General features: G+C 73.0%; 14 protein-coding genes. 5 read left to right on the plus strand and 9 right to left on the minus strand.

All coding sequences use genetic code 11. The annotated features are described in order from the left end of the window. The first annotated feature begins 129 nt into the window (after positions 1-129). The 4 genes from V4Y04_RS29780 to V4Y04_RS29795 all read left to right on the plus strand — a co-directional run bounded on the left by V4Y04_RS29780 (position 130) and on the right by V4Y04_RS29795 (position 6,014). The gene (locus V4Y04_RS29780; RefSeq protein ID WP_332433039.1) at positions 130-921 is read left to right on the plus strand and encodes an ATP-binding cassette domain-containing protein; all 792 of its coding nucleotides are present in this window, start codon (positions 130-132) and stop codon (positions 919-921) included. Beyond that, a complete protein-coding gene (locus tag V4Y04_RS29785; RefSeq protein ID WP_332431462.1) occupies positions 918-2,207 on the plus strand; it encodes a sugar ABC transporter permease in 1,290 nt (429 codons plus the stop codon). The genes V4Y04_RS29780 and V4Y04_RS29785 overlap by 4 nt, the downstream gene beginning before the upstream one ends. A gap of 206 nt (positions 2,208-2,413) precedes the next feature. Then, the gene (dxs, locus tag V4Y04_RS29790) at positions 2,414-4,336 is read left to right on the plus strand and encodes a 1-deoxy-D-xylulose-5-phosphate synthase (RefSeq protein ID WP_332431463.1); all 1,923 of its coding nucleotides are present in this window, start codon (positions 2,414-2,416) and stop codon (positions 4,334-4,336) included. Positions 4,337-4,490: 154 nt separating this feature from the next. After that, positions 4,491-6,014 (plus strand): amino acid permease, encoded by a 1,524-nt coding sequence (locus V4Y04_RS29795; RefSeq protein ID WP_332431464.1) that lies wholly within the window; start codon positions 4,491-4,493, stop codon positions 6,012-6,014. 227 nt (positions 6,015-6,241) lie between these two features. On the opposite strand, the gene V4Y04_RS29800 is transcribed toward V4Y04_RS29795, so the two are convergent. Genes V4Y04_RS29800 through V4Y04_RS29825 form a run of 6 tightly spaced genes read right to left on the minus strand, consistent with a single transcriptional unit; the run spans position 6,242 to position 12,302 of the window. Continuing rightward, the gene (locus tag V4Y04_RS29800; protein ID WP_332431465.1) at positions 6,242-7,468 is read right to left on the minus strand and encodes a beta-ketoacyl-[acyl-carrier-protein] synthase family protein; all 1,227 of its coding nucleotides are present in this window, start codon (positions 7,466-7,468) and stop codon (positions 6,242-6,244) included. Continuing rightward, complete coding sequence (locus tag V4Y04_RS29805) at positions 7,465-7,725, minus strand: acyl carrier protein (protein ID WP_332431466.1); 261 nt, start codon at positions 7,723-7,725, stop codon at positions 7,465-7,467. The genes V4Y04_RS29800 and V4Y04_RS29805 overlap by 4 nt, the downstream gene beginning before the upstream one ends. Next, positions 7,689-8,753 carry an NAD-dependent epimerase/dehydratase family protein gene (locus V4Y04_RS29810; RefSeq protein ID WP_332431468.1) on the minus strand — a complete coding sequence of 355 codons (1,065 nt, stop codon included), beginning with the start codon at positions 8,751-8,753 and terminating at the stop codon, positions 7,689-7,691. The genes V4Y04_RS29805 and V4Y04_RS29810 overlap by 37 nt, the downstream gene beginning before the upstream one ends. Then, positions 8,750-10,327, minus strand: a complete 1,578-nt coding sequence (locus tag V4Y04_RS29815; RefSeq protein ID WP_332431469.1) for an AMP-binding protein — start codon at positions 10,325-10,327, stop codon at positions 8,750-8,752. Before V4Y04_RS29815 ends, V4Y04_RS29810 begins: the two co-directional genes overlap by 4 nt. After that, positions 10,324-11,277, minus strand: coding sequence for an alpha/beta fold hydrolase (locus V4Y04_RS29820; protein WP_332431470.1), 954 nt, complete (start codon positions 11,275-11,277; stop codon positions 10,324-10,326). Before V4Y04_RS29820 ends, V4Y04_RS29815 begins: the two co-directional genes overlap by 4 nt. Then, positions 11,274-12,302, minus strand: a complete 1,029-nt coding sequence (locus V4Y04_RS29825) for a 3-oxoacyl-ACP synthase III family protein (RefSeq protein WP_332431471.1) — start codon at positions 12,300-12,302, stop codon at positions 11,274-11,276. Before V4Y04_RS29825 ends, V4Y04_RS29820 begins: the two co-directional genes overlap by 4 nt. Before the next feature lie 161 nt (positions 12,303-12,463). Between V4Y04_RS29825 and V4Y04_RS29830 the strand changes: the two genes are divergently transcribed. After that, positions 12,464-19,834 (plus strand): SDR family NAD(P)-dependent oxidoreductase, encoded by a 7,371-nt coding sequence (locus V4Y04_RS29830; protein WP_332431472.1) that lies wholly within the window; start codon positions 12,464-12,466, stop codon positions 19,832-19,834. A gap of 214 nt (positions 19,835-20,048) precedes the next feature. Here V4Y04_RS29830 and V4Y04_RS29835 read toward each other — a convergent pair whose 3' ends face one another. From V4Y04_RS29835 to V4Y04_RS29845, 3 genes are all read right to left on the minus strand, one after another. Then, on the minus strand, positions 20,049-20,426 hold the full coding sequence (locus V4Y04_RS29835; protein WP_332431473.1) for an NTP pyrophosphohydrolase: 378 nt from the start codon (positions 20,424-20,426) through the stop codon (positions 20,049-20,051). Between the two features lie 134 nt (positions 20,427-20,560). Beyond that, complete coding sequence (locus V4Y04_RS29840) at positions 20,561-22,690, minus strand: 3-hydroxyacyl-CoA dehydrogenase NAD-binding domain-containing protein (protein WP_332431474.1); 2,130 nt, start codon at positions 22,688-22,690, stop codon at positions 20,561-20,563. After that, on the minus strand, positions 22,687-23,904 hold the full coding sequence (locus tag V4Y04_RS29845) for a thiolase family protein (protein ID WP_332431475.1): 1,218 nt from the start codon (positions 23,902-23,904) through the stop codon (positions 22,687-22,689). Before V4Y04_RS29845 ends, V4Y04_RS29840 begins: the two co-directional genes overlap by 4 nt. Positions 23,905-24,138: the final 234 nt, after the last annotated feature.

Here is a 24,138-nt window from a genome sequence, read left to right on the forward strand (position 1 = left end):
TACGGGACCGACTGTCATGAGCTCCGTCCGGCGCCCCGCACACACCAGCCCCGCAAGCTACGCGGGGCGTCGGACGGAACACCCCCCATATTTCTGCACAACCTCCCGCCGGGTCAGGCGGCGAAGGAGCTGGTTCACGTGTCCGCTACGCCCGTGCTGGCGTTGCGCGGGGTCTCCAAGCGATTCGGTGCCGTCCAGGCGCTCACCGATGTAGAGCTTGAGGTCCGTGCCGGTGAAGTGGTCGCCCTGGTGGGCGACAACGGCGCCGGAAAGTCCACGCTGGTCAAGACGATCGCCGGCGTGCACCCCATCGATGAGGGCGTCATCGAGTGGAACGGCAAGGCCGTTCAGATCAACAGGCCGCACGACGCCCAGAACCTGGGCATCGCGACGGTCTACCAGGACCTCGCGCTGTGCGACAACATCGACGTCGTCGGCAACCTCTACCTGGGCCGGGAGCTCCGCAAGCGCGGGGTCCTGGACGAGGTGGAGATGGAGCGCCGCTCCCGTGAGCTGCTCGACACGCTGTCGATCCGCATACCCAGCGTCCGCATCCCGATCGCCTCGCTCTCCGGCGGTCAGCGCCAGGTCGTGGCGATCGCCCGGTCCATGCTCGGCGAGCCCAAGCTGGTGATCCTCGACGAGCCCACCGCCGCCCTCGGCGTCGAGCAGACCGCGCAGGTCCTCGACCTGGTCGAGCGGCTGCGCGAGCGGGGCCACGCGGTCATCCTCATCAGCCACAACATGGCCGACGTCAAGGCCGTGGCGGACAAGGTCGCCGTCCTGCGCCTCGGGCGCAACAACGGCATATTCGAGGTCAAGTCGACCTCGCAGGAAGAGATCATCTCCGCCATCACCGGAGCCACGGAGAACGCCGTGACCCGTCGTGCGGCGCGCACCAATGGGGAGGCCGGCAAGTGAGCACCGAAAAGACCTCGACGCCCGCCGCCGACGCGGTCGAGAACACCGAGGCGGCCGCCGCGGCGGTCACCGCCGTCGACCCCCGGCTGCTGGTGCGCGAACAGGGCTTCGCCGGCTACCTCGGCGAGTTCAAGCGCAAGATGAAGGCCGGCGACCTCGGTTCCGTCCCCGTCGTCATCGGCCTGGTGGTCATCTGGGCCATCTTCACCGGCCTGAACTCCAACTTCCTCACCGCCGGCAACTTCTCCGACATGTCCGTCGCCATGGTCGGCACCGGCATGATCGCCGTCGGCGTCGTCTTCGTGCTGCTGCTCGGCGAGATCGACCTGTCGGTCGGTTCGGTCAGCGGTGTCGCGGGCGCGGCCTTCGCGGTCATGAACGTCACGCACGGGATGAACGAAGTGCTGGCCCTGGTGCTGGCCATCCTCACCGGCACGGTCGCCGGCATCATCCACGGTTTCGTCTTCGCCCGCATCGGCGTCCCCGCCTTCGCCGTGACCCTGGCCGGCCTGCTGTTCTGGCAGGGCTTCATGCTGCAGATCCTGGGCAGCAACGGCACGATCAACCTGGACAGCGAAGGCATCGTCGGGAAGTTCACCAGCTACTACTTCACCGACGTCGCGGCCGCCTACGGCCTCGCCGCCGTGGCCGTCGTCGCGTACTTCGTCACCGCGTTCCTGGGCAACCGCCGCCGCGAGGCCGCCGGGATCCCCTCGCGCCCGCTGAACGACATCATCATGCGCACCGTGCTGCTGGCCGTCGTCGCCTTCGTGGTGGCGATCGTCTACAACCAGCACAAGGGCCTGCCGCTCGCCGTGGTGATCTTCCTCGCGGTGCTGGTGCTCACCGACTTCCTGCTCCGCCGCACCGCCTACGGCCGCAAGATCTTCGCGCTCGGCGGCAGCGTCGAGGCGTCCCGCCGTGCCGGTATCAACGTCGAGATGGTCCGGATCTCGGTCTTCGCGATCGCCGGCACCTTCGCCGCGATCGGCGGCCTCTTCGTCGCCTCGAAGATCGCCTCCGCCAACCAGGGCGCGGGCACCGGTGAGTTCCTGATGAACGTCATCGCCGCGGCCGTGATCGGCGGTACGTCCCTCTTCGGTGGCCGTGGCCGCACCTGGAACGCGCTCCTCGGTGTCCTGGTGATCGTCTCGATCCAGTACGGCCTCGCCCTCGAGGGCATCGCCTCGCCGGTCCAGTACATGATCACCGGTGGTGTCCTGCTGGCGACCGTCGTCATCGACGCCATCACCCGCAAGACCCAGAAGACAGCGGGCCGCGCCTAGCGGCTCCCGCCGCGGCGCCGTCCGTGAAACTCTGTGCCCGGTACCCGCGCGGTACCGGGCACAGCCGTGTCGTGGCACGGTCCGATCACGGGTAAATCCGAGGGCGTGACCTACGAAGCACCGCCCGGACGCAGGGCGCCCGACCGGAACATTAGACTCGACAAGCCCGGCAACAGCTCGATCAGCTCTACTGCAAGGAGGCACGGGTGCCGCTGCTGACCCGTATCAGGGGACCGCGTGATCTGGACCGGCTCACCCTGGGGGAGCTCGACCGGCTGGCCGAGGAGATCCGGACCTTCCTCGTCGAGGCGGTCTCCAAGACCGGTGGCCACCTCGGCCCCAACCTGGGCGTGGTGGAGCTCACCCTCGCCCTGCACCGCGTCTTCGAATCGCCCAGGGACAAAGTGCTCTGGGACACCGGACACCAGTCCTACGTGCACAAACTGCTGACCGGCCGGCAGGACTTCTCCAGGCTGAAGATGAAGGGCGGCCTCTCCGGCTACCCCTCGCAGGCCGAGTCCGCGCACGACGTCATCGAGAACAGCCACGCCTCCACCGTCCTCGGCTGGGCCGACGGCCTCGCCAAGGCCAACCAGCTGAGGAAGACCGGCGACCACGTCGTCGCCGTCATCGGTGACGGCGCCCTCACCGGCGGCATGGCCTGGGAGGCGTTGAACAACATCGCCGACGCCAGGGACCGCCCGCTCGTCATCGTCGTCAACGACAACGAGCGCTCCTACTCGCCCACCATCGGCGGCCTCGCCAACCATCTCGCGACCCTGCGCACCACCGACGGCTACGAGCGCTTCCTGACCCGCACCAAGGAGGTCCTGGAGCGCACCCCGGTCGTCGGCCGGCCGCTCTACGGCACCCTGCACGGCGCCAAGAAGGGCCTGAAGGACTTCATCGCCCCGCAAGGCATGTTCGAGGACCTGGGCCTGAAATACGTCGGCCCCATCGACGGCCACGACATCGAGGCCCTGGAGTCCGCCCTCACCCGCGCCAAGGGCTTCGGCGGCCCCGTGATCGTGCACTGCCTCACCGAGAAGGGCCGCGGCTACCAGCCCGCCCTGGCGGACGAGGCGGACCGCTTCCACGCCGTCGGCAAGATCCACCCCGACACGGGCCTGCCGATCGCCTCCTCCGGCGCCGACTGGACGTCCGTCTTCGGCGAGGAGATGGTCAAGCTCGGCGAGGAGCGCGAGGACGTCGTCGCCATCACCGCGGCCATGCTCCAGCCCGTCGGCCTCGACAGGTTCGCCAAGCGGTTCCCCGACCGGGTCTACGACGTCGGCATCGCCGAGCAGCACGGCGCCGTCTCCGCGGCGGGCCTGGCCCACGGCGGGGTCCACCCCGTCTTCGCCGTGTACGCCACCTTCCTCAACCGCGCCTTCGACCAGGTCTTGATGGACGTGGCCCTGCACAAGTGCGGCGTCACCTTCGTCCTGGACCGGGCCGGCATCACCGGCACCGACGGCGCCTCCCACAACGGCATGTGGGACATGTCGATCCTCCAGGTCGTCCCCGGCCTGCGGCTGGCCGCCCCGCGCGACGCCGACCAGGTCCGCGCCCAGCTCCGCGAGGCTGTAGAGGTCACCGACGCGCCGACCGTGGTCCGCTTCTCCAAGGGCGCCGTCGGGCCCGCCGTGCCGGCCGTGGGCCGGGTGGGCGGCATGGACGTCCTGCGCGAGCCCGGCACCGACACCCCGGACGTGCTGCTGGTCTCCGTGGGCGCCCTCGCGCCGATGTGCCTGGAGATCGCCGGCCTGCTCGAGAAGCAGGGCATCTCCACCACCGTCGTCGACCCGCGCTGGGTCAAGCCCGTCGACGAGGCCATGGCCCCGCTCGCCGAGAAGCACCGCGTCGTCGTCACCGTCGAGGACAACTCCCGCGTCGGCGGGGTCGGCTCGACGATCGCGCAGGCCCTGCGCGACGCGGGCCTCGACATGCCGCTGCGCGACTTCGGCATCCCGCCGCGCTTCCTCGACCACGCCTCGCGCGCCGAGGTGATGGCGGAGGTCGGCCTCACCGCCCCCGACATCGCCCGCCAGGTCACCGGCCTGGTCTCGAAGCTGGACGGCGGATACGCGCGCTCCGCCGCCGACTCGGTGGAATCGGCCCGCGACTGAACCGACACCTCCCGCCGATACGCCCGAACGGGTCGCCCGTGCCACTGTGAAGAGTGGTGCGGGCGACCCGTTCGCGTGAACACACCGCTGCCGGGGCACACGTTCCAGGCCCCCTCTCGATCATGTCGGGGACGACGCAGCGTGGGAGGTATCCGTGAGCAACACCCTCTTCCGGACGAAGAAGATCGAGCAGTCCATCCGTGACACCGAGGAACCGGAGCACGCGCTCAAGAAGTCCTTGTCCGCGCTGGATCTGACCGTCTTCGGCGTCGGCGTCATCATCGGCACCGGCATCTTCGTCCTCACCGGTACGGTCGCCAAGAACAACGCCGGGCCCTCGGTGGCCCTGGCCTTCGTGGTGGCCGGCGTCGTCTGCGCGCTCGCCGCGCTCTGCTACGCCGAGTTCGCCTCCACCGTCCCGGTGGCGGGCTCCGCCTACACCTTCTCGTACGCGTCCCTGGGCGAACTGCCCGCCTGGATCATCGGCTGGGACCTGGTCCTGGAGTTCGCGCTCGGCACCGCGGTGGTGGCCGTCGGCTGGTCCGGGTACATCCACTCGCTGCTGGACAACGCGGGCTGGCAGCTGCCCGCCTCGCTCGGTGTCCGGGACGGCGCCGAGGTGTTCGGCTTCGACATCCTGGCCGCCGCCCTGGTGCTGGTCCTCACCGGCATCCTCGTCCTCGGCATGAAGCTGTCCGCCCGGGTCACCACGGTCGTCGTCGCCATCAAGCTGGCCGTCGTCCTCGTCGTCATCATCGCCGGCGCTTTCTTCGTCACCGCCGACAACTACACCCCGTTCATCCCCGAGGCGAAGCCCGTCGAGGCCGGTGACGGTCTCCACTCACCGCTCATCCAGCTGATGTTCGGCTGGGCGCCGTCCGACTTCGGCGTGATGGGCATCTTCACCGCGGCCTCGGTGGTCTTCTTCGCCTTCATCGGCTTCGACATCGTCGCCACGGCCGCGGAGGAGACCAGGAACCCGCAGCGGGACATGCCCCGCGGCATCCTCGGCTCCCTGCTCATCTGCACCGTGCTGTACGTCGCCGTGTCGATCGTCGTCACCGGTATGCAGCACTACAGCGAGCTGTCCGTGGACGCCCCGCTCGCGGACGCGTTCAAGGCCACCGGGCATCCCTGGTACGCGGGCTTCATCAGCTTCGGCGCCGCCGTCGGCCTGACGGTCGTCTGCATGATCCTGCTGCTCGGCCAGACCCGGGTGTTCTTCGCGATGAGCCGGGACGGACTGCTGCCCCGCTTCTTCTCCCGTGTCCACCCCCGGTTCAGGACCCCGCACCGGCCGACCATCCTGCTCGGCGTCATCATCGCGATCCTGGCGGGCTTCACCCCGCTGACGGAACTCGCCGAGCTGGTGAACATCGGCACGCTGTTCGCCTTCGTCATCGTCGCGCTCAGCGTGATCATCCTGCGCCGGACCCGGCCCGACCTGCCGCGGGCCTTCCGCACCCCGTGGGTGCCGTTCCTGCCGATCCTGTCGGTCGCCGCCTCGCTGTGGCTGATGCTGAACCTGCCCGCCGAGACCTGGCTGCGGTTCGCTCTCTGGATGGTGATCGGCGTCGTCGTCTACTTCCTCTACAGCCGCAGCCACAGCCGCTTGGGCCGCGGCGAGGGAATGAAGCCGGAGGAGCCCCTCGAACCGTCCGGCCCGGACTCCCACTGACCGGCCCGGACTCCCACTGAACCGACGGGCCCGGTCCGGAACCGCCGGGGTCCTTCGTCCGGACCGGACCGGATCAGAGCGCGGTGCCCGGCCCGTAAGCCCGCGGGTCCACGGGCCGCGGGCCCGGCGTGATGCGCACGAGATCCCCCGGCAGCGCTTCGCCCCCGTGGCCCCGCACGCGTGACCATGAGAGCGCCGCCGGCGTCCCCGTCCGGATGCCGGGCCGGTCAGGAGGCCCCGGTCAGCGCGAGGACGACGTTGTGGCCGCCGAAGCCGAAGGAGTGGCTGACGGCGACGCGGACGTCCTGCCGACGGGATTCCCCGGTGACGCAGTCGATGTCGAACCCGGGCGCCGGGGCCCGCAGGTTCGCGATCGGCGGCACCGTGCGGTGCTGGAGGGTGAGCACGGTCAGTGCCGCCTCGACGGCGCCCGCCGCCCCCAGGCTGTGACCGAGCACGCCCTTGGGCGCGGTGACGCTGGGGCGGTGCGGCAGCACGCGGGCGATGAGGGCCGCCTCGCCGGCGTCGTTGAGAGGTGTGGAGGTGCCGTGGGCGTTGACGTGGTCGACGTCGCGCGGGACCAGGCCCGCGTCCGCCAGGGCGGTGCGCAGGGCCCTCTCCGCACCCCGGGCGTCCGGGGCGGGCGCGGTGGGGTGGTGGGCGTCCGAGGTGCTGCCGCAGCCCACGAGCAGGGCGCGGGTGCGCGCACCACGGGCGGCCGCGTCCCCGGCCCGTTCCAGGACGAGGACACCGGCTCCTTCCGCCAGGACGAAGCCGTCACGGTCGGCGGCGAAGGGCCGGGACGCGCCGGCGGCCGCGTCGGTGCGCCGGGACAGGGTGCCCGCACGCCAGAAACCGGCGGCCACCAGCGGGGTGACGGCGGTTTCGGTGGCTCCGGCCACCGCGACGTCGCACTGACCGGTGACGAGAAGGTCGCGGGCCACGGCGACGGCGGTGGCGCCGGAGGCGCAGGCGGTGGCCGGGGCGAGGCTGGGGCCGCGGGCCCCGAGGTCGATGGTGACCTCGCCGGCCGCCATGTTCGGGATGATCAGCGGGACGGTGAGCGCGGAGACCATGTCGGCACCCCGTTCCTCCAGACGCCGGGCCTGTTCCTCACGTGCCGCGTCCGTCCCCATCCCGCAGCCGATGACGACGGCGACCCGGTCGCCGTTCCACGTCCCGGGAGCGAGGCCGGCGTCGCGGACCGCCTCACGGGCGGCGAGCACCGCCAGTACGGCGCTGCGCGACATGCGCCATGCGGTGCGTCCGACACGCCGGTCCAGGGCCTCACGCGACAGGGGGACGCGGCAGGAGAAATCCACGGGCAGGGCGGCCAGCGCCGGATCGTGGGCCGCCGTACCCACGCCACGGCAGACCGCCTCCCAGGTGGCGTCGGCACCTTCTCCGGCGGGGGTGACCAGGCCGAGGCCGGTGATGGCGACGGGCTCCGTCATGAGGAGGCCACCGCCCCCGTGCCGCCCGCGCGCAGCGCGTCGAGGTGGCCGGCGACCTGGGCGACGGTCGTATCGCGGGAGGCGTGCTCGGCATCGACCCTCACCCCGAAGCGTTCGTGGAGGATGAGCACCAGTTCCGTCAGGGCCAGGGAGTCCAGATCCAGTTGGCCCAGCGTGAGCTCGGGCCGGATCTCGTCCTCGGGGACGCGGAAGGCGCTGGTCAGGAGGGAACGGAAGGTGTCGTAGGTTTCCGGCACGGCATGTCCTTGCTGTGGTCCGAGGCGGACGGGGTGAACGGGGCGGAGGGGGCGAGCGGGGTGAGTTCCGCGAGACCGGCCTCGAATCCGATCGCCGGCTCGAAACCCAGGTCGCGGCGTGCCGCGGTGAGGTCGAAGTAGTGCGGATGCAGCAGTTCCGCGACGAGGAAGCGGCTCAGGGCATGGGTGTGGGGGCTGCCGGCCATGCGCAGGCAGGTGTCGCTGACGGCGGCCGCGGCGGTGGCCAGCCGGGGTGGGACGGCGCACCAGCGGGCGCCGATGCCGGCGGCCCGCAGGAAGTGCCGGGTGATGTCGCGCAGGGGACGCGGGTCGCCCTGGCCGATGAAGTAGGCGCGGCCGCCCGCCGCCGGTGACTGCCGCAGGCGGTCCAGGGCGAGCAGGTGGGCGTGGGCGGCGGTACGGACATGGGTGGTGTCGACGAGGTTGCCGCCGGCGCCGGGCATCAGCAGACGGCCGGCCCGCACGGCGCGTGCGAGGGCGGGGACGAAATGCGGGTCGCCCGGCCCCCAGACGATGTGCGGACGCAGCGACACGGTGGCCGGCTCCGAGCCGTGGGCCGCCAGGACCAGCGCCTCGGCGCGGGCCTTGGTGGCGGGGTAGGCGGCCAGGTGGTGGAGGGCGAAGGGGAGGTCCTCGGCGACGCCCTCCAGGCCGCCGGGCCGGAAGACGACACTGGCGGTCGAGGTGTACACGAGGGTGCGCACCCCGTGGGCGCGGCACTGCTCGATCACATGGCGGGTGCCGACGACGTTGGTGACCCAGTAGGGCCGCGACGGGCCGCTGACGCCGGCCAGGGCGGCGTTGTGGACGACGGCGTCACAGCCGGCGACGGCACGGGAGACCGCGGCGGTGTCGGCGAGATCGCCCAGGTGCTGGTGGACGCCCAGCCGTTCCAGCACGGCGCTGGGGCGGCGGCCCAGGGAGGAGACGACGTCGCCGCGGGCGCTCAGTTGGCGGCAGATCTCCAGGCCGAGGAAGCCGCTCCCGCCGGTGACCAGTACCTTCATCGGACCCTCCCGCGCAGGCGCTCGGCGGCCCAGCCGGCCAGCCGCATGCGGTCGATCTTGGAGTTGTGCCGGGGGTCGGTGGGAAAGCCGGGATGGAGCAGCAGGGCGCCGACGCGGTGCCCTTCCGGATGCTCCTTCACGACGGCGCGGACGGCTTCCAGGGCGGTGGCGCGGGGGGCGGAGGGCAGGAGCTCCACACACAGGGCCGGCAGTTGGCACACGGCCGTGCCGGCCCCGACCAGGGCGGTGCGCCGGACACCGGGGGTGGTGTCCGCCGCGGCCTCGATGTCCTCGGTGGCCAGGGTGAAGCCGGTGCCGGTGACCAGATGGGCCTTGCGGCCGAGGAACCACAGCCGGCCCTGGTCGTCGAGCCGGCCGAGATCTCCGGTGCGGTGCAGCACGCCACGGCCGGTGACGCTCTTGGTGGCGGCGTCGGCGTCGGGGCGCGCGTGGTAGGCGGGGCTGACGGTGGGGCCGGTGACGGCGATCTCGCCGCATCCGGTGGCGTCGGCGTCGAGGATCCGGGCGTGGATGCCGGGCAGCGGCCGGCCCAGGCAGGTGCCGGCGTGCCCGGCGGGCGGCCGGACGCGTGAGGCCCGCAGTTCGTGGTCGCCGATCGCGGAGACGGGCAGGCATTCCGTGGCGCCGTAGACGCTGAGGATCTCGGCGTCGTCCGGCACGACGTCGCGCAGGGCGTCGGCGAGGCGGACGCGCAGCGGGGCGCCGAAGGACAGCACCTGCCGGACCGAGGGCAGCGAGATGCCCCGGCGGGCGCAGTGGCCGGCGATCAGGGTGAGGACCGCCGGCGACGCCAGGACGATGGTGGCCCGGTGCTTCAGGATCGGCCCGACGAGTTCCTCCGGCGGTGTGCGGGCCGGGGCCAGGTGGTTCACGGCCGGGACGACGGTGGCCACGCCCAGGAGCGGGCCGAGCAGCACGGCCGGCAGGAATCCCGCGAGGAGTACGTCGCCGGGCCGGGGGCCCGTCAGCGTCGTCAGCGCGTCGAGCTGTCCGGCCAGGGTGGCGTGGCGGTACTCCGCGCCCTTGGGCCGTCCGGTCGAGCCGGACGTGAAGGCGATCAGGGCCGGCTCGTTGCCGTCGGGCTCCCGCACCTGGGGGAGCGGGGTGCCGCCGACGGGTACCCGGGTGGCCAGCCGCCGTCCCGGGAGGAGCGGCGCGGGGCCGGTGACCAGGGGGATCCGCACGTGCGGGCGGCCCCACCCCAGGATCCGGCGCCCGAGGTGGGCCAGGGGCTCGCCGACGAAGACGTCCGGGGCGATGTCCTCCAGACAGCGGCCCACCTCGGCGCGCGGTTCGATCAGGACGGGAACGGCGCCCAGTGTGCCGAGGGCGTACGAGACGGCGGTGAGATCGTGGGCGTCGCGGGTCATCACGACGGCTTTGTGGCCGGGCCGGACACCGGCGTCGCGCAGGGCCTGCGCGATGTGGTGGCAGCGCCGCACCAGTTCGCCGCGACGCGTTGTCCGGGAGGTCCCCTTACGGCTTTCGACGAGGGCGATCGCGTCGGGCCGGTCGGCCAGGCGTGCGGCGATGCCCGGAACGGTCACGGTCACGGTGCCCCCTGGAGGAAGTCACGGATACGGTCGCCCAGTTCGGCCGCGGCGTCCTCCATCACGAAGTGCCCGGCGTCGGGGAAGCGGTGAATGCCGGCATGGGGGTACCGGCGGGCCCATTCCTCCAGTACGGCCGGGGTGAAGACGGGATCGCGCATGCCCCAGCCGACGAGCAGGGGCAGTTCCGACAGGCCGGCCCCGCCACTGGGAGGTTCGAGCAGCCGCCACGCGGGGTCCGCGGGTCCGCGGGGGATCGCGCGGACGGCGTCGGTGACCGCCCGGCGCTCGGCGCGGCGGGCGGTCGGCCGGAGAAGGGCCCGGCGCTCGGCCGGGAGCAGCGGGCGGTGGACTCCGGCGCGCACGGCGGTACGGGCGAACGCGTTGGTGGCGTGGACGAATGCGGCGGCCGGCCGGTGGTCGCGGATCCAGCGCAGGTGGAACGGCAGCCGGAAGCCGTCCGGGAAGGGGAAGGCCACGGTGTTGCAGACGACCAGCCGGGCCACCACGCCCGGGTTCCGCAGGGCCCAGGCGGCGCCGAGCGGACCGCCCCAGTCGTGCAGGACGAACGTCCAGCCCCGCTCGGGCAGTCCCTCGTCCCGCACCAGGTGGCGGTGGAGGATGTCCAGGTTCTCCAGCTGGGCCTCGTAGGGGTCGGGGACCCCGTCCGCCGGCCGCAGGTGCCGGGACAGCCCGAAGCCCGGCAGGTCGGGTGCCAGGCAGCGGGCGTGCGGGGAGAGCCGGTGCAGCAGCTTGCGCCAGACGTAGCTCCACGACGGGTTGCCGTGCAGGAACAGCACCGGCTGCCCGGAGCCGAGGTCGAGGTAGTGCTGTCCGGTGACCGGCACCCGCCGCCAGTGCCGGGGCGCGGGATAGCCCGGCATCAGCCGTTCCAGTACGGCGGAGCGCGGTGCCGGGTCGAGGGCCGGGGCGTGGCCGGCTCGTGCGGTCACCACCGGACGAGAGCCAGGCCGAAGCTGAAACCACTGGCCAGGCCGATCATCGCCACCAGGTCCCCGCTCTCGATGCGGTCGGCCTCCCGTGCCTTGACCAGTTGCAGGGGGAGGGAGGCCGCCGCGCAGTTCCCGTGCTCGGCCACCGCGGGCAGGCACCGGTCCTCGGGGAGGGAGAACAAGTCGATCACCTCGCGGTACTGCGGCATGGCGATCTGGTGGAAGGCGATGAAGGCGAAGGCGCCGGCGCGCGCCGCTTCGAGTTCCTCCCCGGCGGTGTCCAGGATGCGGGGGAGTACGTCGAGGGCACCCTGACGCAGGTCCCCGTTCAGGCGCAGGGTGGTGTGGTCGTCGTGGACGGAGAGGTGGTGCATGCTGCCTCCACCGGCCACGGTGCAGGCTTCCCAGGCGGCGGAGTTGCTGACGAACCGCAGGGCCAGGATGCCCGGATCGTCCTCACCCGCGGGGCCGGCGGTGAGCACCATCGCGGCACCGGCGTCGGAGGCGGTGTAGCCGGGCAGGGCCCGCAGCAGATCCTCCCGGTCGGGGGCGTGCCAGCGGGTGGCCAGGGTGGAGGGCTCACCGCAGGCGATGAGAACCGTGCGGTAGCGGCCGGTCTCGATGAACGACGCGGCCACCTCCATGGCGTTGAGAAAGCTGTTGCAGGCGTTCTTGACGTCGAACACCGGGCAGGAGGCGCCCAGTTTGGTGGCCACGAGGTGGGCCGTGGCGGGTTCGACCAGATCCTGCGAGGTCGAGGCGAACAGCAGCAGACCGACGTCGCCGATCTTCAGGCCGGCCTCGCCGAGCGCGCTGCGGGCGGCCGCCACGGCGAGGTCGGAGGCGTTCTCGCCGTCCTCGTGCACATGGACCCCGCGCACACCGGTGAGATCCTCCAGCAGACCGGGCGGCGGGGCGTACCCACCGGTCTCGGTGATCTTGACGCGGATCTCGTCCAAGGTCCGGTAACGGGACGGCAGATGAGCGGAAACGGCGGCGATGCGGGCACGGAGGGCTTCGGGCACCGCGTCACCGTAGCGGCGTCGCGGCCGCCACCGGGTCGGAATGCCGTCTGCGCGGCGGTCTCCACCCCAACGAGTGATTCCCATTGGCTTTTTCATCTCTTGACCCTTTTCAATCCGCAGCGGAGACCTGCAACCGGCGTGAAGAAGCGGGGGACTTGACGATGCAGCAGCTTGAACGGGCCGTGGCGGTGGTGGGCGTGGGCTGCCGGCTCCCCGGAGGCATCACGGACCTGGACGGGCTGTGGTCCGTACTGCGCGACGGACGGGACATGGTCGGTGAGATGCCCGCCGACCGGCTGCCCCGGGACCGGACGGTCGATCCGGGGACCGTACGGCCCGGCCGCAGCTACACCGCCGCCGGCGGCTTCCTGACGGACGTCGCCTCGTTCGACGCCGCCTACTTCGGCATGTCACCGGCGGAGGCCCGGCACATCGACCCGCAGCAGCGGCTGCTGCTGGAGATGGCCGCCGAGGCACTGGACGACGCCGCCCTTCCCGCCGAGTCGCTGGCCGGGTCGGACACCTGCGTGTACGTGGGCGTCTCCGACCCCGGCTACGGCGTGAACCTGTCGATGATGCAGGACCACACGAGCCCGCACACCATGCCCGGCGCCACCCTGTCCATCACGGCGAACCGGCTGTCGTACGCCTTCGACCTGCGCGGGCCGAGCATGGCCGTCGACACGGCCTGCTCCTCCGCCCTGGTCGCCCTGGACCGGGCCTGCCGCACCCTGCGCGAGGGCGTCGGCCGCGTCGCCCTGGCCGGCGGCATCAACGTGCTGTCCAACCCCTACTCCTTCGCCGGGTTCTCCTACGCGGGCATGCTGTCCCGGCGCGGGCGCTGCGCGGCGTTCTCCGCCGACGCCGACGGCTTCGTCCGCGCCGAGGGCGGCGCGGTGCTCGTCCTCAAGCGCCTCACGGACGCGGTGGCGGACGGCGACCGCGTCCACGCCGTGCTGGCCGCCACCGGCAACAACACCGACGGCCGCAGCACCGGCATGATCGTGCCCAGCGCCGAGACCCAGGAGGCGCTGCTGCACACGGTCTACGCGGAGGCCGGGATCGACGCGGACGACCTGGTCTACGTCGAGGCCCACGGCACCGGCACCCAGGTCGGGGACCCGGCGGAGGCCGAGGCCATCGGCCGGGCGCTGGGCCGGCGCCGCCGCGGCGCCCCGCTGCCGATCGGCTCGGTGAAGTCGAACCTCGGCCACCTGGAGCCCGCCTCCGGAATGGCCGGCCTGCTCAAGGCCATCCTGGTGCTGCGCCACCGGCTGGTCCCGGCGTCCCTGCACGCCCTTCCCCTCAACCCCCGGATCGACTTCGACGGCCTGGGACTGGCCCCCGCCGTCGACCCCGTCCCGCTGGACCCGGGGGAGCGGGCCGCCGTGGGAGTGAGCGCCTTCGGCTTCGGCGGAGCCAACGCCCACGCCGTCGTCACCCCGCCCCCCGCCCCCCGGCAGCCCGAGCCGCGGCCGGTGCCGGACGGGCGCCCGCTGCCCCTGGTCGTCTCCGCGCGGTCGGCCAAGGCGCTGAAGCAGATGACCACCCGCATGGCGGAGCGGCTGCGGGACACGCGACCCGACGAGTTCTACGACCTGGCCCACACCAGCACCGTGCGGCGCACCGCGCATCCGCACCGCGCCGCCGTACTGGCCGCCGACCCGCAGGACGCCGCCCGGCAGCTGGACCGGCTGACGGCAGGGGAGCCCGCCCGAGGGGCCACGGTGCGCACCGGCGGGCGGGACGGGACCGCGTTCGTGTTCTCCGGCAACGCCTCCCAGTGGCCGGGCATGGCCGCCGACCTGCTGTCGGGCGAACCGGCCTTCCGCCGGGCCGTCGAGGAGGCCGACGCGGCCCTGGCACCCCACCTGGGCTGGTCGGTGGGCAAGGAACTGGCCCGCCCGTCCCCCCGGAAGTGGCAGCGCACCGAGGTGGCCCAGCCGGCCCTGTTCGCCGTCCAGGTGGGGCTGACCGCACTGCTGGCCTCGTACGGGGTGCGGCCGGACGCGGTGACCGGGCACAGCGTCGGAGAGGTCGCCGCCGCCCACGCCGCCGGGGCCCTGACCCTGGAACAGGCGGCGCTGGTGATCGCCGAGCGCAGCCGCACCCAGGGCGCCACGGCGGGCCGGGGCCGCATGGCCGCCGTCGGCCTGCCCGAGGACCGGGCGCGCGAGGAACTGCTCCGCCACGACGGGGCACTGGAGATCGCGGGGATCAACAGCGAGAGCGACGTGACCGTCGCCGGTGACGCCGACGCGCTGGCGGCCTGGGGCACCGAACTGACCGGCCGCGGCGTCTTCTTCCGCGAACTGGACCTGGACTACGCCTTCCACAGCCGGGCCATGGACCCCATCAGGGAGCCGCTGCTCGCCGCACTCGACGGGCTCGAACCCGCCCCGGCCCGGATCCCGTTCGTCTCCACCGTCACCGGCACCCCGCTGAACGGGCCGGAACTCGACGCCGAGTACTGGTGGCGCAACATCCGCGAGCGCGTCCGGTTCGCCGAGGCCGCCGCCCACCTCGCCGCCGAGCACGCCGGCGTCCTGGTCGAGATCGGACCGCACCCGGTGCTGCGCCCCTATCTGCGTCGCACCGGAGCCACCTGCGTCGCCACCCTGCACCGCGACGGGGACGGCCCCCGCGAGACCGCGGCGGCCGCCGCCGCCGTACTCGCCGCCGGCACCGCGACCGACTGGCGGCACCACTTCCCCCGGCCGGGCCGGGTGGTCGACCTGCCCGCCTACGCGTGGCAGCACGAACGGCACTGGCACGGCACCGCGCAGGACCTGGTCGCGCACACCAGCGGCAGCGGCCTGCTGGACCACCCCCTGGTGGGCGAGCGGATGCCCGCCCCGCACCCCGTGTGGCACGGCACCGTCGAACCGCAACTGGTGCCCTGGCTGGGCGACCACAGAATCGGCGACGACGTTCTCATGCCGGCCGCCGCCTACGTGGAGATGGCACTGAGCGCCGGCCGGCGGGCCATGGACCGACCGGTCGAAGTACGGCACCTGGAGATCGGACGCCCGCTGTCCGTGCCGTGGCCGGACCCGACGCCGGTCGCCCTGCAGACCGCGGTCACCCCCGACGACGGCGCCCTGACCATCAGCGTCCGCGAGGAACACGGCGGGGAGTGCCGGCCCGTCGTACGCGCCCAGGTCCGCACCCTGCTCGGCACGGCACCGGACCCGCTCGACGTCGACGCGCTCCGGGCACGCTGCGACCGGAGCGTCGACGGCCCGGACTTCTACCGGACGTGCCACGGCATCGGCCTGAACTGCGGACCGGACTTCCAGCTCATCGACCGCATCGACGCCGGCGACGGCGAGGTGCTGCTCTCCTACCGGCTGGAGCACACCGCCGACGCCTACACCGCCCACCCGGTCCTGCTCGACGCGCCGCTGCAGGCCACCGTGGCCCTCGCCGGGGCGGAGGCGGAATCCGCCGCGTTCCTGCCGACCGTGTTCGGGGCCGTACGCGTGTGGCGCACCCCCGCGCCCACCGGCGTCGTGCACCTGCGCCGGCGCAGCCGCAGCGCCCACGAGATGTGCTGGGACATCACCTACGCCGACACGGACGGCACGGTCACCGTCGAGATCGACGGCTGCCGCACCCGCCGCGGCCACATGAGCCGGCGCACCCCGCTGACCGTCCAGCGCACCGTGCTCCGGGCCGCCCCCCACCGGGCGGCCCCCGCCCCGCCCTCTCCGCTTCCCGCGCCCACCGAGGTCGCGCGCGCGGCCGAGCCGCGGATCGCCGCCGCACGCGCCACCCTGGACGACAGCGGCCACCGCCGGTTCACCGCCGCCGCCGAACAGGCCGGAGCCCACTGCTGGGCCGAGACGCTGCGCGGTCTCCTCACCGACCCCGCGGCCCCGTTCTCGATGAGCGACCTGGTGACCGGGGGCCTGCAGCCCCGGCACCGGCGGCTCGCACGGCTGATGCTGCCCCTGCTGACCGAACACGGCCTCGCCCGGCCGACCGGGGAGACCTGGCGGCTGACCGGCGCCGACATGTGCGCCGAGGCGCGCTTGCGCGCCCTGGTGGAGGACCATCCCGCGTACGGCGCCGAGACGCTGCTCCTCAACCGGCACCTGCGCCGGCTGCCCGACGTGGTGCGAGGACGCGCCGACGCGCGCGAACTCCTGCCGGCCGGGGACAGCGCCCACGAGCAACTCCACGAGACCGGCCCGGCCCACCGCTTCGCCCACCGCACCGTGCAAGCGCTGCTCGGCGACATCGTCGCCCGCTGGCCCGCCGACCGTCCGCTGCGGGTCCTGGAATTCGGCGCGACCACCACCGCCCTGACGGCCGCGGCCCTGCCCGTACTGCCGGCCGACCGGACCCGCTACACCTGCGCCGCCACCACCGGCGGCGGTCTCACCCGCGCCGAACACCGTTTCGCCGCCCACGACTTCGTCGACCACCGCGTCCTGGACCCGGACGCCGACCTGACCGGCCAGGGCCTGCCGCGAGGCGGCTTCGACCTCGTCCTCGCGGGCGACGCCCTGCACGCCACCACCGACCTGGCCGCCACCCTGCGCCGACTGCACACCGTGCTGGCCCCCGGCGGACACCTGCTGGCCACCGAACCGCACCACGCCGGGCTCCAGGCCCTGCTGTCCGGCACGCTGAACGACTTCTGGGAGCGCGGCGACCACGGCCTGCGCCCGGCGTGCCGCATCCTCCCCCGCGACCGGTGGGCGCCGCTGCTGCGGCAGTGCGGCTTCTCCGGTGTGGCGCAGACCGGGCCCGAGGACCGCTCCGTCCTCCTCGCCGCCGCGGACCACGACCCCGGGCCGGACGCCGAACCCCCGCGGACGGTTCCCGGCGCCGCCTGGGTGATCGCCGTCGAGGACGACACCGAGACGGCGACCGCACGCGCACTGGCCGCCCACCTCGGGAAGGCCACCGTCGTCACCGCGCCCGACGAGGCCACCGCCTGGCACGGGACGCTGCCCACGGACTCCGATCCGCATGTCGTCCTGCTGCTCGCCGAACCCGGCCCGCACGACACCGTCACGCGGACCACCCGCCGGGCGGCCCTCCTGCGCTCCCTCGCCGCCGCCTGCGACGGCCTGAAGGGCGGTACGAGCCCCCGGGTCTGGCTCGTCACCCGCCCGACCGGCCTCTTTCCCGCCCCGGAGCGGCCGTCCCACCCGGTCGACGCGGCCGTCTGGGCGGCCTGCCGCACCCTCGCCAACGAGCGTCCCGACCTGCGCCTGCGACGCCTGTCGTGCCACCGCACCACGGACGCCAGCACCGACGCCCGCCGCCTGGCCGGAGAACTCCTCACCCCCGACGACGACCCGAACGCCCAGGAGGACGAGATCGTCCTGACCGCCCGGGGCCGGTTCGTCCCCCGGCACCTCCAGCACCCGGCGGACGAACCGCCCGCTGTCCCCGCCGGCACGCCGTACATCCTCGAAGCCCGCGACCCCGGCCTGCGCCGGCGGCTGATCTGGCGGCAGACGGACCTGCGCGAACCCGGGCCGGGCGAGGTGGCCCTCGAGATGCGGGCCGTGGCCCTGAACTACCGCGACCCCATGCGGGCCAACGGCCTGCTGCCGCCCGAGGCGGTGGAGAACAGCCCGCTCGGCCGCGGACTGGGCACCGACGGCGCCGGCATCGTGCGCGCCGTGGGACCGGGCGTACGGGACCTGAAGCCCGGCGACCGGGTGTGCGGCCTGGTGCCCGCCGCCCTCGCGTCCCACGCGACGACCTCCGCCTCCGCCGTCGTCCGCATCCCCGACGGGCTGGGCTTCACGGAAGCGGCGACCTTCCCCGTCGCCTTCCTGACCGTCCACCGGACCCTGGTCGACCAGGCCCGCCTCGGTCGCGGGGAGACCGTGCTCGTGCACGGCGGAGCCGGGGCGGTGGGCCTGGCCGTCCTGCAGTGCGCCCGCCGTCAGGGCGCCCGCGTCATCGCCACCGCCGGCACGGAGACCAAACGGGACCTGCTGCGCACACTCGGAGCCGAGCACGTGCTCGACTCCCGCGGCCTGGACTTCGTCCCCCGGGTACGGGAGCTGACCGGCGGCCGGGGTGTGGACGTCCTGGTGAACTCCCTCAGCGGTGAGGCCATCGCCCAGGGCCTCGACCTGCTGCGCCCCAACGGCCGCTTCATCGAGCTCGGCAAGAGGGACATCTTCCTCAACAACCCGATCACGCTGCGCCCGTTCGACCGCAGCCTCACCTTCATCGGCTTCAACCTCGACGCCGTCGTCGACTGCCCGGAACTGGGACCCCGTCTCCTCGCGGACTTCGAGGCGGAGGCCGCCTCCGGCACCTACCGGCCGCTGCCCCACACGGTCCACCCCGCCGCCCGGGTCGAGGAGGCCTTCCACCTCCTGCAGCACTCCCGGCACACCGGCAAGGTCGTCGTCACCTTCGACCCCCTGGACGAACCCGTCCCCGTGGAGCCCGCACCCGGCACCCTGCGCCTCGACGGCGAGGGCACCTACCTGATCACCGGCGGACCGAGCGGACTCGGCGCCGCCACCGCCCGCCTGCTGGCCGACCGCGGGGCCCGGCACCTGGCCCTGCTCTCCCGCAGCGGACCCGACGCCCCCGAGGCGCCCGCCCTGCTCCGGGAACTCGCCGACCGCGGAGTGCACGCCACCGCCCACGCCGCCGACGTCACCGACGAAGCCGCGCTGCGCCGGGTCATCGACGCCGTGGACGCCACCGGGCACCCCCTGCGCGGCGTGGTGCACGCGGCGATGCACATGGACGACGCGGTGCTGGCCGACCTCACCGAAGACCGGTTCGCCGCCGTACTGGCACCCAAGGCGGCGGGCGCGGCCCTGCTGGACCGCCTCACCGCCGACCGTGACCTGGACCTGTTCCTCACCTACTCGTCCGTCTCCGCCTGCATCGGCAACCCGGGGCAGGCCGCCTACGCGGCGGCCAACGCCTACCTGGAAGCCCTCACCCGGGCCCGGCGCGACGCCGGCCGGACGGGGACGGCACTGGCCTGGGGACCGGTCGGTGAAACCGGTTATGTCGCCCGCAGCGGCATGGGCCCCGCCATGACCGGACGCGGTCTCGAGCTGCTCAGCCCCGCCGAGGTCCTGACCACCGCCGACCGGCTGTCGGCCGCCGGCGCCGATGTCGCCGGAGCGGGCCGCTACCGCTGGGGAGCCGCACGCCATCTGCTGCCCGCCCTGGCCACCCCCCGGTTCGCCCCGCTGGCCCCGGAGTCCTCCGCGGTCTCCCCGGACGCCCGCAACGAACTCCTGAGCACGCTGGCGGACCTCTCGGCGGACGAGGCGGTGCACAAGATCACCGAGACGGTCGCGCAGCTCCTCGCGGGTGTCCTGCAGACCGATCCGGCCGACCTGGACCCCACGCTCAACGTCACCGACTTCGGGCTGGACTCGCTGCTGGGGATGCAGTTCCTGGTCCGGGCGAGGGATCTCTTCGACATCCGTCTCGGACCGGCCGACCTGGCCACCGGACGCACCCTGACCCATTTCGCCCGCCTGGTCCACCAGCGACTGGGACCGGGTACCGGCGAGCAGGAGTAGACGGAGGCCGCCGCCCCGCTGTGCCGGGGGCCCCGGCACAGCGGGGCGGCGGGCAGGCGCACACCGGCGACCGACCGCCAGGCCGGTCAGGGTGGCGGCGCGGCCTCACCGTCCGCCACGCCGGGACCGCGGTCACCACCGACCGCCGTCACCACCGGGGAACCGGATCGGCGGGTCGGGATCGCGGGTTTGAGCGGGGCGCGGATCGAGGGCCTCAGCGGGGCACGGACCGCGGTCCGGCGACGTCGGCTCCCAGGGCCGTCACCCTGCGGCGCAGTTCGCGGTCGGCCGTGACGACCAGGACGGGGCGGTCGTCGGCGCCGACACCGGCCACCAGGGCGACCATGTGGTCGTCGCCGCTGCCCGGGGCGGACTCCACCCGGACGCCCGGCACCGACTCCACCCCGCGGGCCGCGCCCTCGACGACCAGAACGATCTCCACCGGTCCGGACCGGCCCGGCAGACCGTCCGACGCCAGGCGGTCCCGCAGACGTTCGGTGGCGCCGCGCCGGTCCCGCCACCAGCCGTCGGGCACCGACCCGACGACGTTCGCGGCGTCGACGACCACGAGCGGGGCGACGGTGTCGTTCATCCCGCCAGGGTCCCATGGAACGGGACGGCGCCCATGGAACGGGACGACATCCACGGAACGGGACGGCACCCACGCGCGAAGGAGGGCCCCCGCCACGGGCGGGGGCCCTCCTCAGGTCCGTACGACGGCGACGGCTACGCCGGAACCGAAGCCACTCCGGGCTCCAGGAACCGCTTGCCGTTCACCCGCTCGGAGACGCCCTCACGGTCCAGGTACGGCGTGATGCCGCCCAGGTGGAAGGGCCAACCGGCGCCGGTGATCAGGCACAGGTCGATGTCCTGGGCCTCGGCGACGACACCCTCGTCGAGCATCAGCCCGATCTCCTGCGCCACCGCGTCGAGCACCCGGGCCCGCACCTGCTCCTCGGTGAGGACGGTGTCGCCCTGCTTGAGCAGCGCGGCGACCTCCGGGTCCAGCTCCGGCTTACCGCTGTCGTAGACGTAGAAGCCGCGCTTGCCGGCCTCCACGACCGCCTTGAGGTTCGGCGAGACGGTGAAGCGGTCCGGGAAGGACCGGTTGAGCGTCTCGGAGACGTGCAGGCCGATCGCCGGGCCGACCAGCTCGAGGAGGACCAGCGGCGACATCGGCAGACCGAGCGGCTCGACGGCCTTCTCGGTGGTCCCGACCGGGGTGCCCTCGTCGATGACGTTCTGGACCTCGCCCATGAAGCGGGTCAGGATCCGGTTGACGACGAACGCCGGGGCGTCCTTGACCAGCACCGCGGTCTTCTTCAGCTTCCTGGCGACACCGAACGCCGTGGCCAGCGAGGCGTCGTCGGTCTGCTCGCCGCGGACGATCTCGAGGAGCGGCAGGATCGCGACCGGGTTGAAGAAGTGGAAGCCGACGACCCGCTCGGGGTTCTTCAGCTTCGACGCCATCTCGGACACCGACAGCGAGGAGGTGTTGGTGGCGAGGATCGCGTGCGCCGGGGCGACCGCCTCGACCTCGGCGAACACCTTCTGCTTGACGCCCATCTCCTCGAAGACCGCTTCGATGACGAAGTCCGCGTCCGCGAAGCCCTCGGCCTTGTCCAGGACACCGGTGACCAGGGCCTTGAGGCGGTTGGCCTTGTCCTGGTTGACACGGCCCTTGCCGAGCAGCTTGTCGATCTCGGCGTGGACGTAGCCCACGCCCTTGTCGATGCGCGCCTGGTCGATGTCGGTCAGCACGACCGGCACCTCGAGGCGGCGCAGGAACAGCAGCGCGAGCTGCGAGGCCATCAGACCGGCGCCGACGACACCGACCTTGGTGACCGGCCGGGCCAGGTTCTTGTCCGGGGCACCGGCGGGGCGCTTGGCGCGCTTCTGCACCAGGTTGAACGCGTAGAGACCGGAGCGCAGTTCACCGCCCATGATCAGGTCGGCGAGCGCCTTGTCCTCGGCGTCGTAACCCTGCTGGAGGTCGCCGTTCTTGGCGGCGGCGATGATGTCCAGGGCGCGGTAGGCGGCCGGGGCGGCGCCGTGCACCTTGGAGTCGGCGATGAACCGGCCCTTGGCGACGGCCTGGTCCCAGGCCTCACCGCGGTCGATCACCGGGCGCTCGACGACGATCTCGCCCTTGAGGACGGCCGCCGTCCAGATCAGCGACTGCTCCAGGAAGTCCGCACCCTCGAAGATCGCGTCCGCGATGCCGAGTTCGTAGACCTGCTTGCCCTTGAGCTGCTTGTTCTGGTTGAGGCTGTTCTCGATGATCACCGAGACGGCCTTCTCGGCGCCGATCAGGTTCGGCAGCAGGGCGCAGCCGCCCCAGCCGGGAACCAGGCCGAGGAAGACCTCGGGCAGGGAGAAGGCGGGGATGGCCGACGACACCGTGCGGTAGGCACAGTGCAGGCCGACCTCGACGCCGCCACCCATGGCCGCGCCGTTGTAGTACGCGAAGGTAGGGACGGCGAGCTTCGCGAGCCGCTTGAAGACGTCGTGGCCGCCCTTGCCGATGGCGTGGGCGTGGTCCCACTCCTTCAGCTGCTCGACGCCCTTGAGGTCGGCGCCCACGGCGAAGATGAACGGCTTGCCGGTGATGCCGACACCGACGATTCCACCGTCCGCGGCCTCCTTCTCGACCTGGTCGATGGCGGCGTCCAGGTTCGCCAGCGACTGGGGGCCGAAGGTGGTCGGCTTGGTGTGGTCAAGACCGTTGTCGAGCGTGATCAGCGCGAAGCGACCTGCGCCCAGGGGCAGTTCGAAGTGGCGTACGTGGGCCGTCGTGACGACCTCGTCCGGGAAGAGCGCGGCCGCGCCCTTCAACAGTTCTGTGGTGGTGCTCACTTGTCCCCCTCGAAGTGCGGGTTTTCCCAGATGACCGTCGCGCCCATGCCGAAGCCGACGCACATGGTGGTCAGGCCGTAGCGGACGTGCGGCTGCTCCTCGAACTGGCGGGCCAGCTGCGTCATCAGGCGGACGCCGGAGGAGGCCAGCGGGTGGCCGAAGGCGATGGCGCCGCCGTACTGGTTGACGCGCGCGTCGTCGTCGGCGATGCCGTAGTGCTCCAGGAAGGCCAGCACCTGGACGGCGAAGGCCTCGTTGATCTCGAACAGGCCGATGTCGGAGATGGACAGGCCGGCCTGGGCCAGCGCCTTCTCCGTCGCCGGGATCGGGCCGTAGCCCATGACCTCGGGCTCCACACCCGCGAAGGAGTAGGAGACCAGGCGCATCTTGACCGGCAGCCCGTTCTCGCGGGCGAAGTCCTCGGAGGCGATGAGCGAGGCGGTGGCGCCGTCGTTCAGACCGGCGGCGTTACCGGCGGTGACCCGGCCGTGGACGCGGAACGGCGTCTTGAGCCCGGCCAGGTTCTCCAGGGTGGTGCCGGGGCGCATCGGCTCGTCGGCGGTGACCAGGCCCCAGCCCGTCTCGCCGGCCTCGGCGTTGGTGCGGCGCACCGAGACCGGTACCAGGTCGGCCTGGATCTTGCCGTCGGCGTACGCCTTGGCGGCCTTCTCCTGCGAGCGGACCGCGTACTCGTCGGCGCGCTGCTTGGTGATCGTCGGGTAGCGGTCGTGCAGGTTCTCCGCGGTCATGCCCATGAACAGGGCGGACTCGTCGACCAGCTTCTCCGAGACGAAGCGCGGGTTGGGGTCGACGCCCTCGCCCATCGGGTGGCGGCCCATGTGCTCGACACCGCCCGCGATGGCCACGTCGTACGCGCCGAAGGCGACGGAGCCGGCCACCGCGGTCACGGCGGTCAGGGCGCCCGCGCACATGCGGTCGATGGAGTAGCCCGGGACCGAGGTGGGCAGGCCCGCGAGGATACCGGCGGTGCGGCCGATGGTCAGGCCCTGGTCGCCGATCTGCGTGGTCGCGGCGACCGCGACCTCGTCGATCTTCTTCGGGTCGAGTCCGGGGTTGCGGCGCAGCAGCTCCCGGATCGCCTTCACGACGAGGTCGTCGGCACGGGTCTCGTGATAGATGCCCTTCGGGCCCGCCTTGCCGAACGGGGTGCGGACGCCGTCGACGAAGACGACGTCCTTGACGGTACGAGGCACGATGGCTCTCCTCCAGGGTGCGGGACGGCACTGCTGCGTTGCGCTGAGCGCGCGCTCAGAGCCTATGCTACTTGTGGGTAATGTAGCTGCCCAGTCCTACACCTCCGAGCGGCGAAGGTCACACCGCCGGAGGACCCGTCGCGCGGCGCGGCGCGGCACGGGCGGGTGCCGGTACGGGCGGGGGTCAGTGCGGGCGGGGCCGGTACGGGCAGGGGTCGGCGCAGGGTGCGGACC

Origin of the sequence: Streptomyces sp. P9-A2, from assembly GCF_036634175.1 — a bacterium.
GTDB classification, from domain to species: domain Bacteria; phylum Actinomycetota; class Actinomycetes; order Streptomycetales; family Streptomycetaceae; genus Streptomyces; species Streptomyces pratens.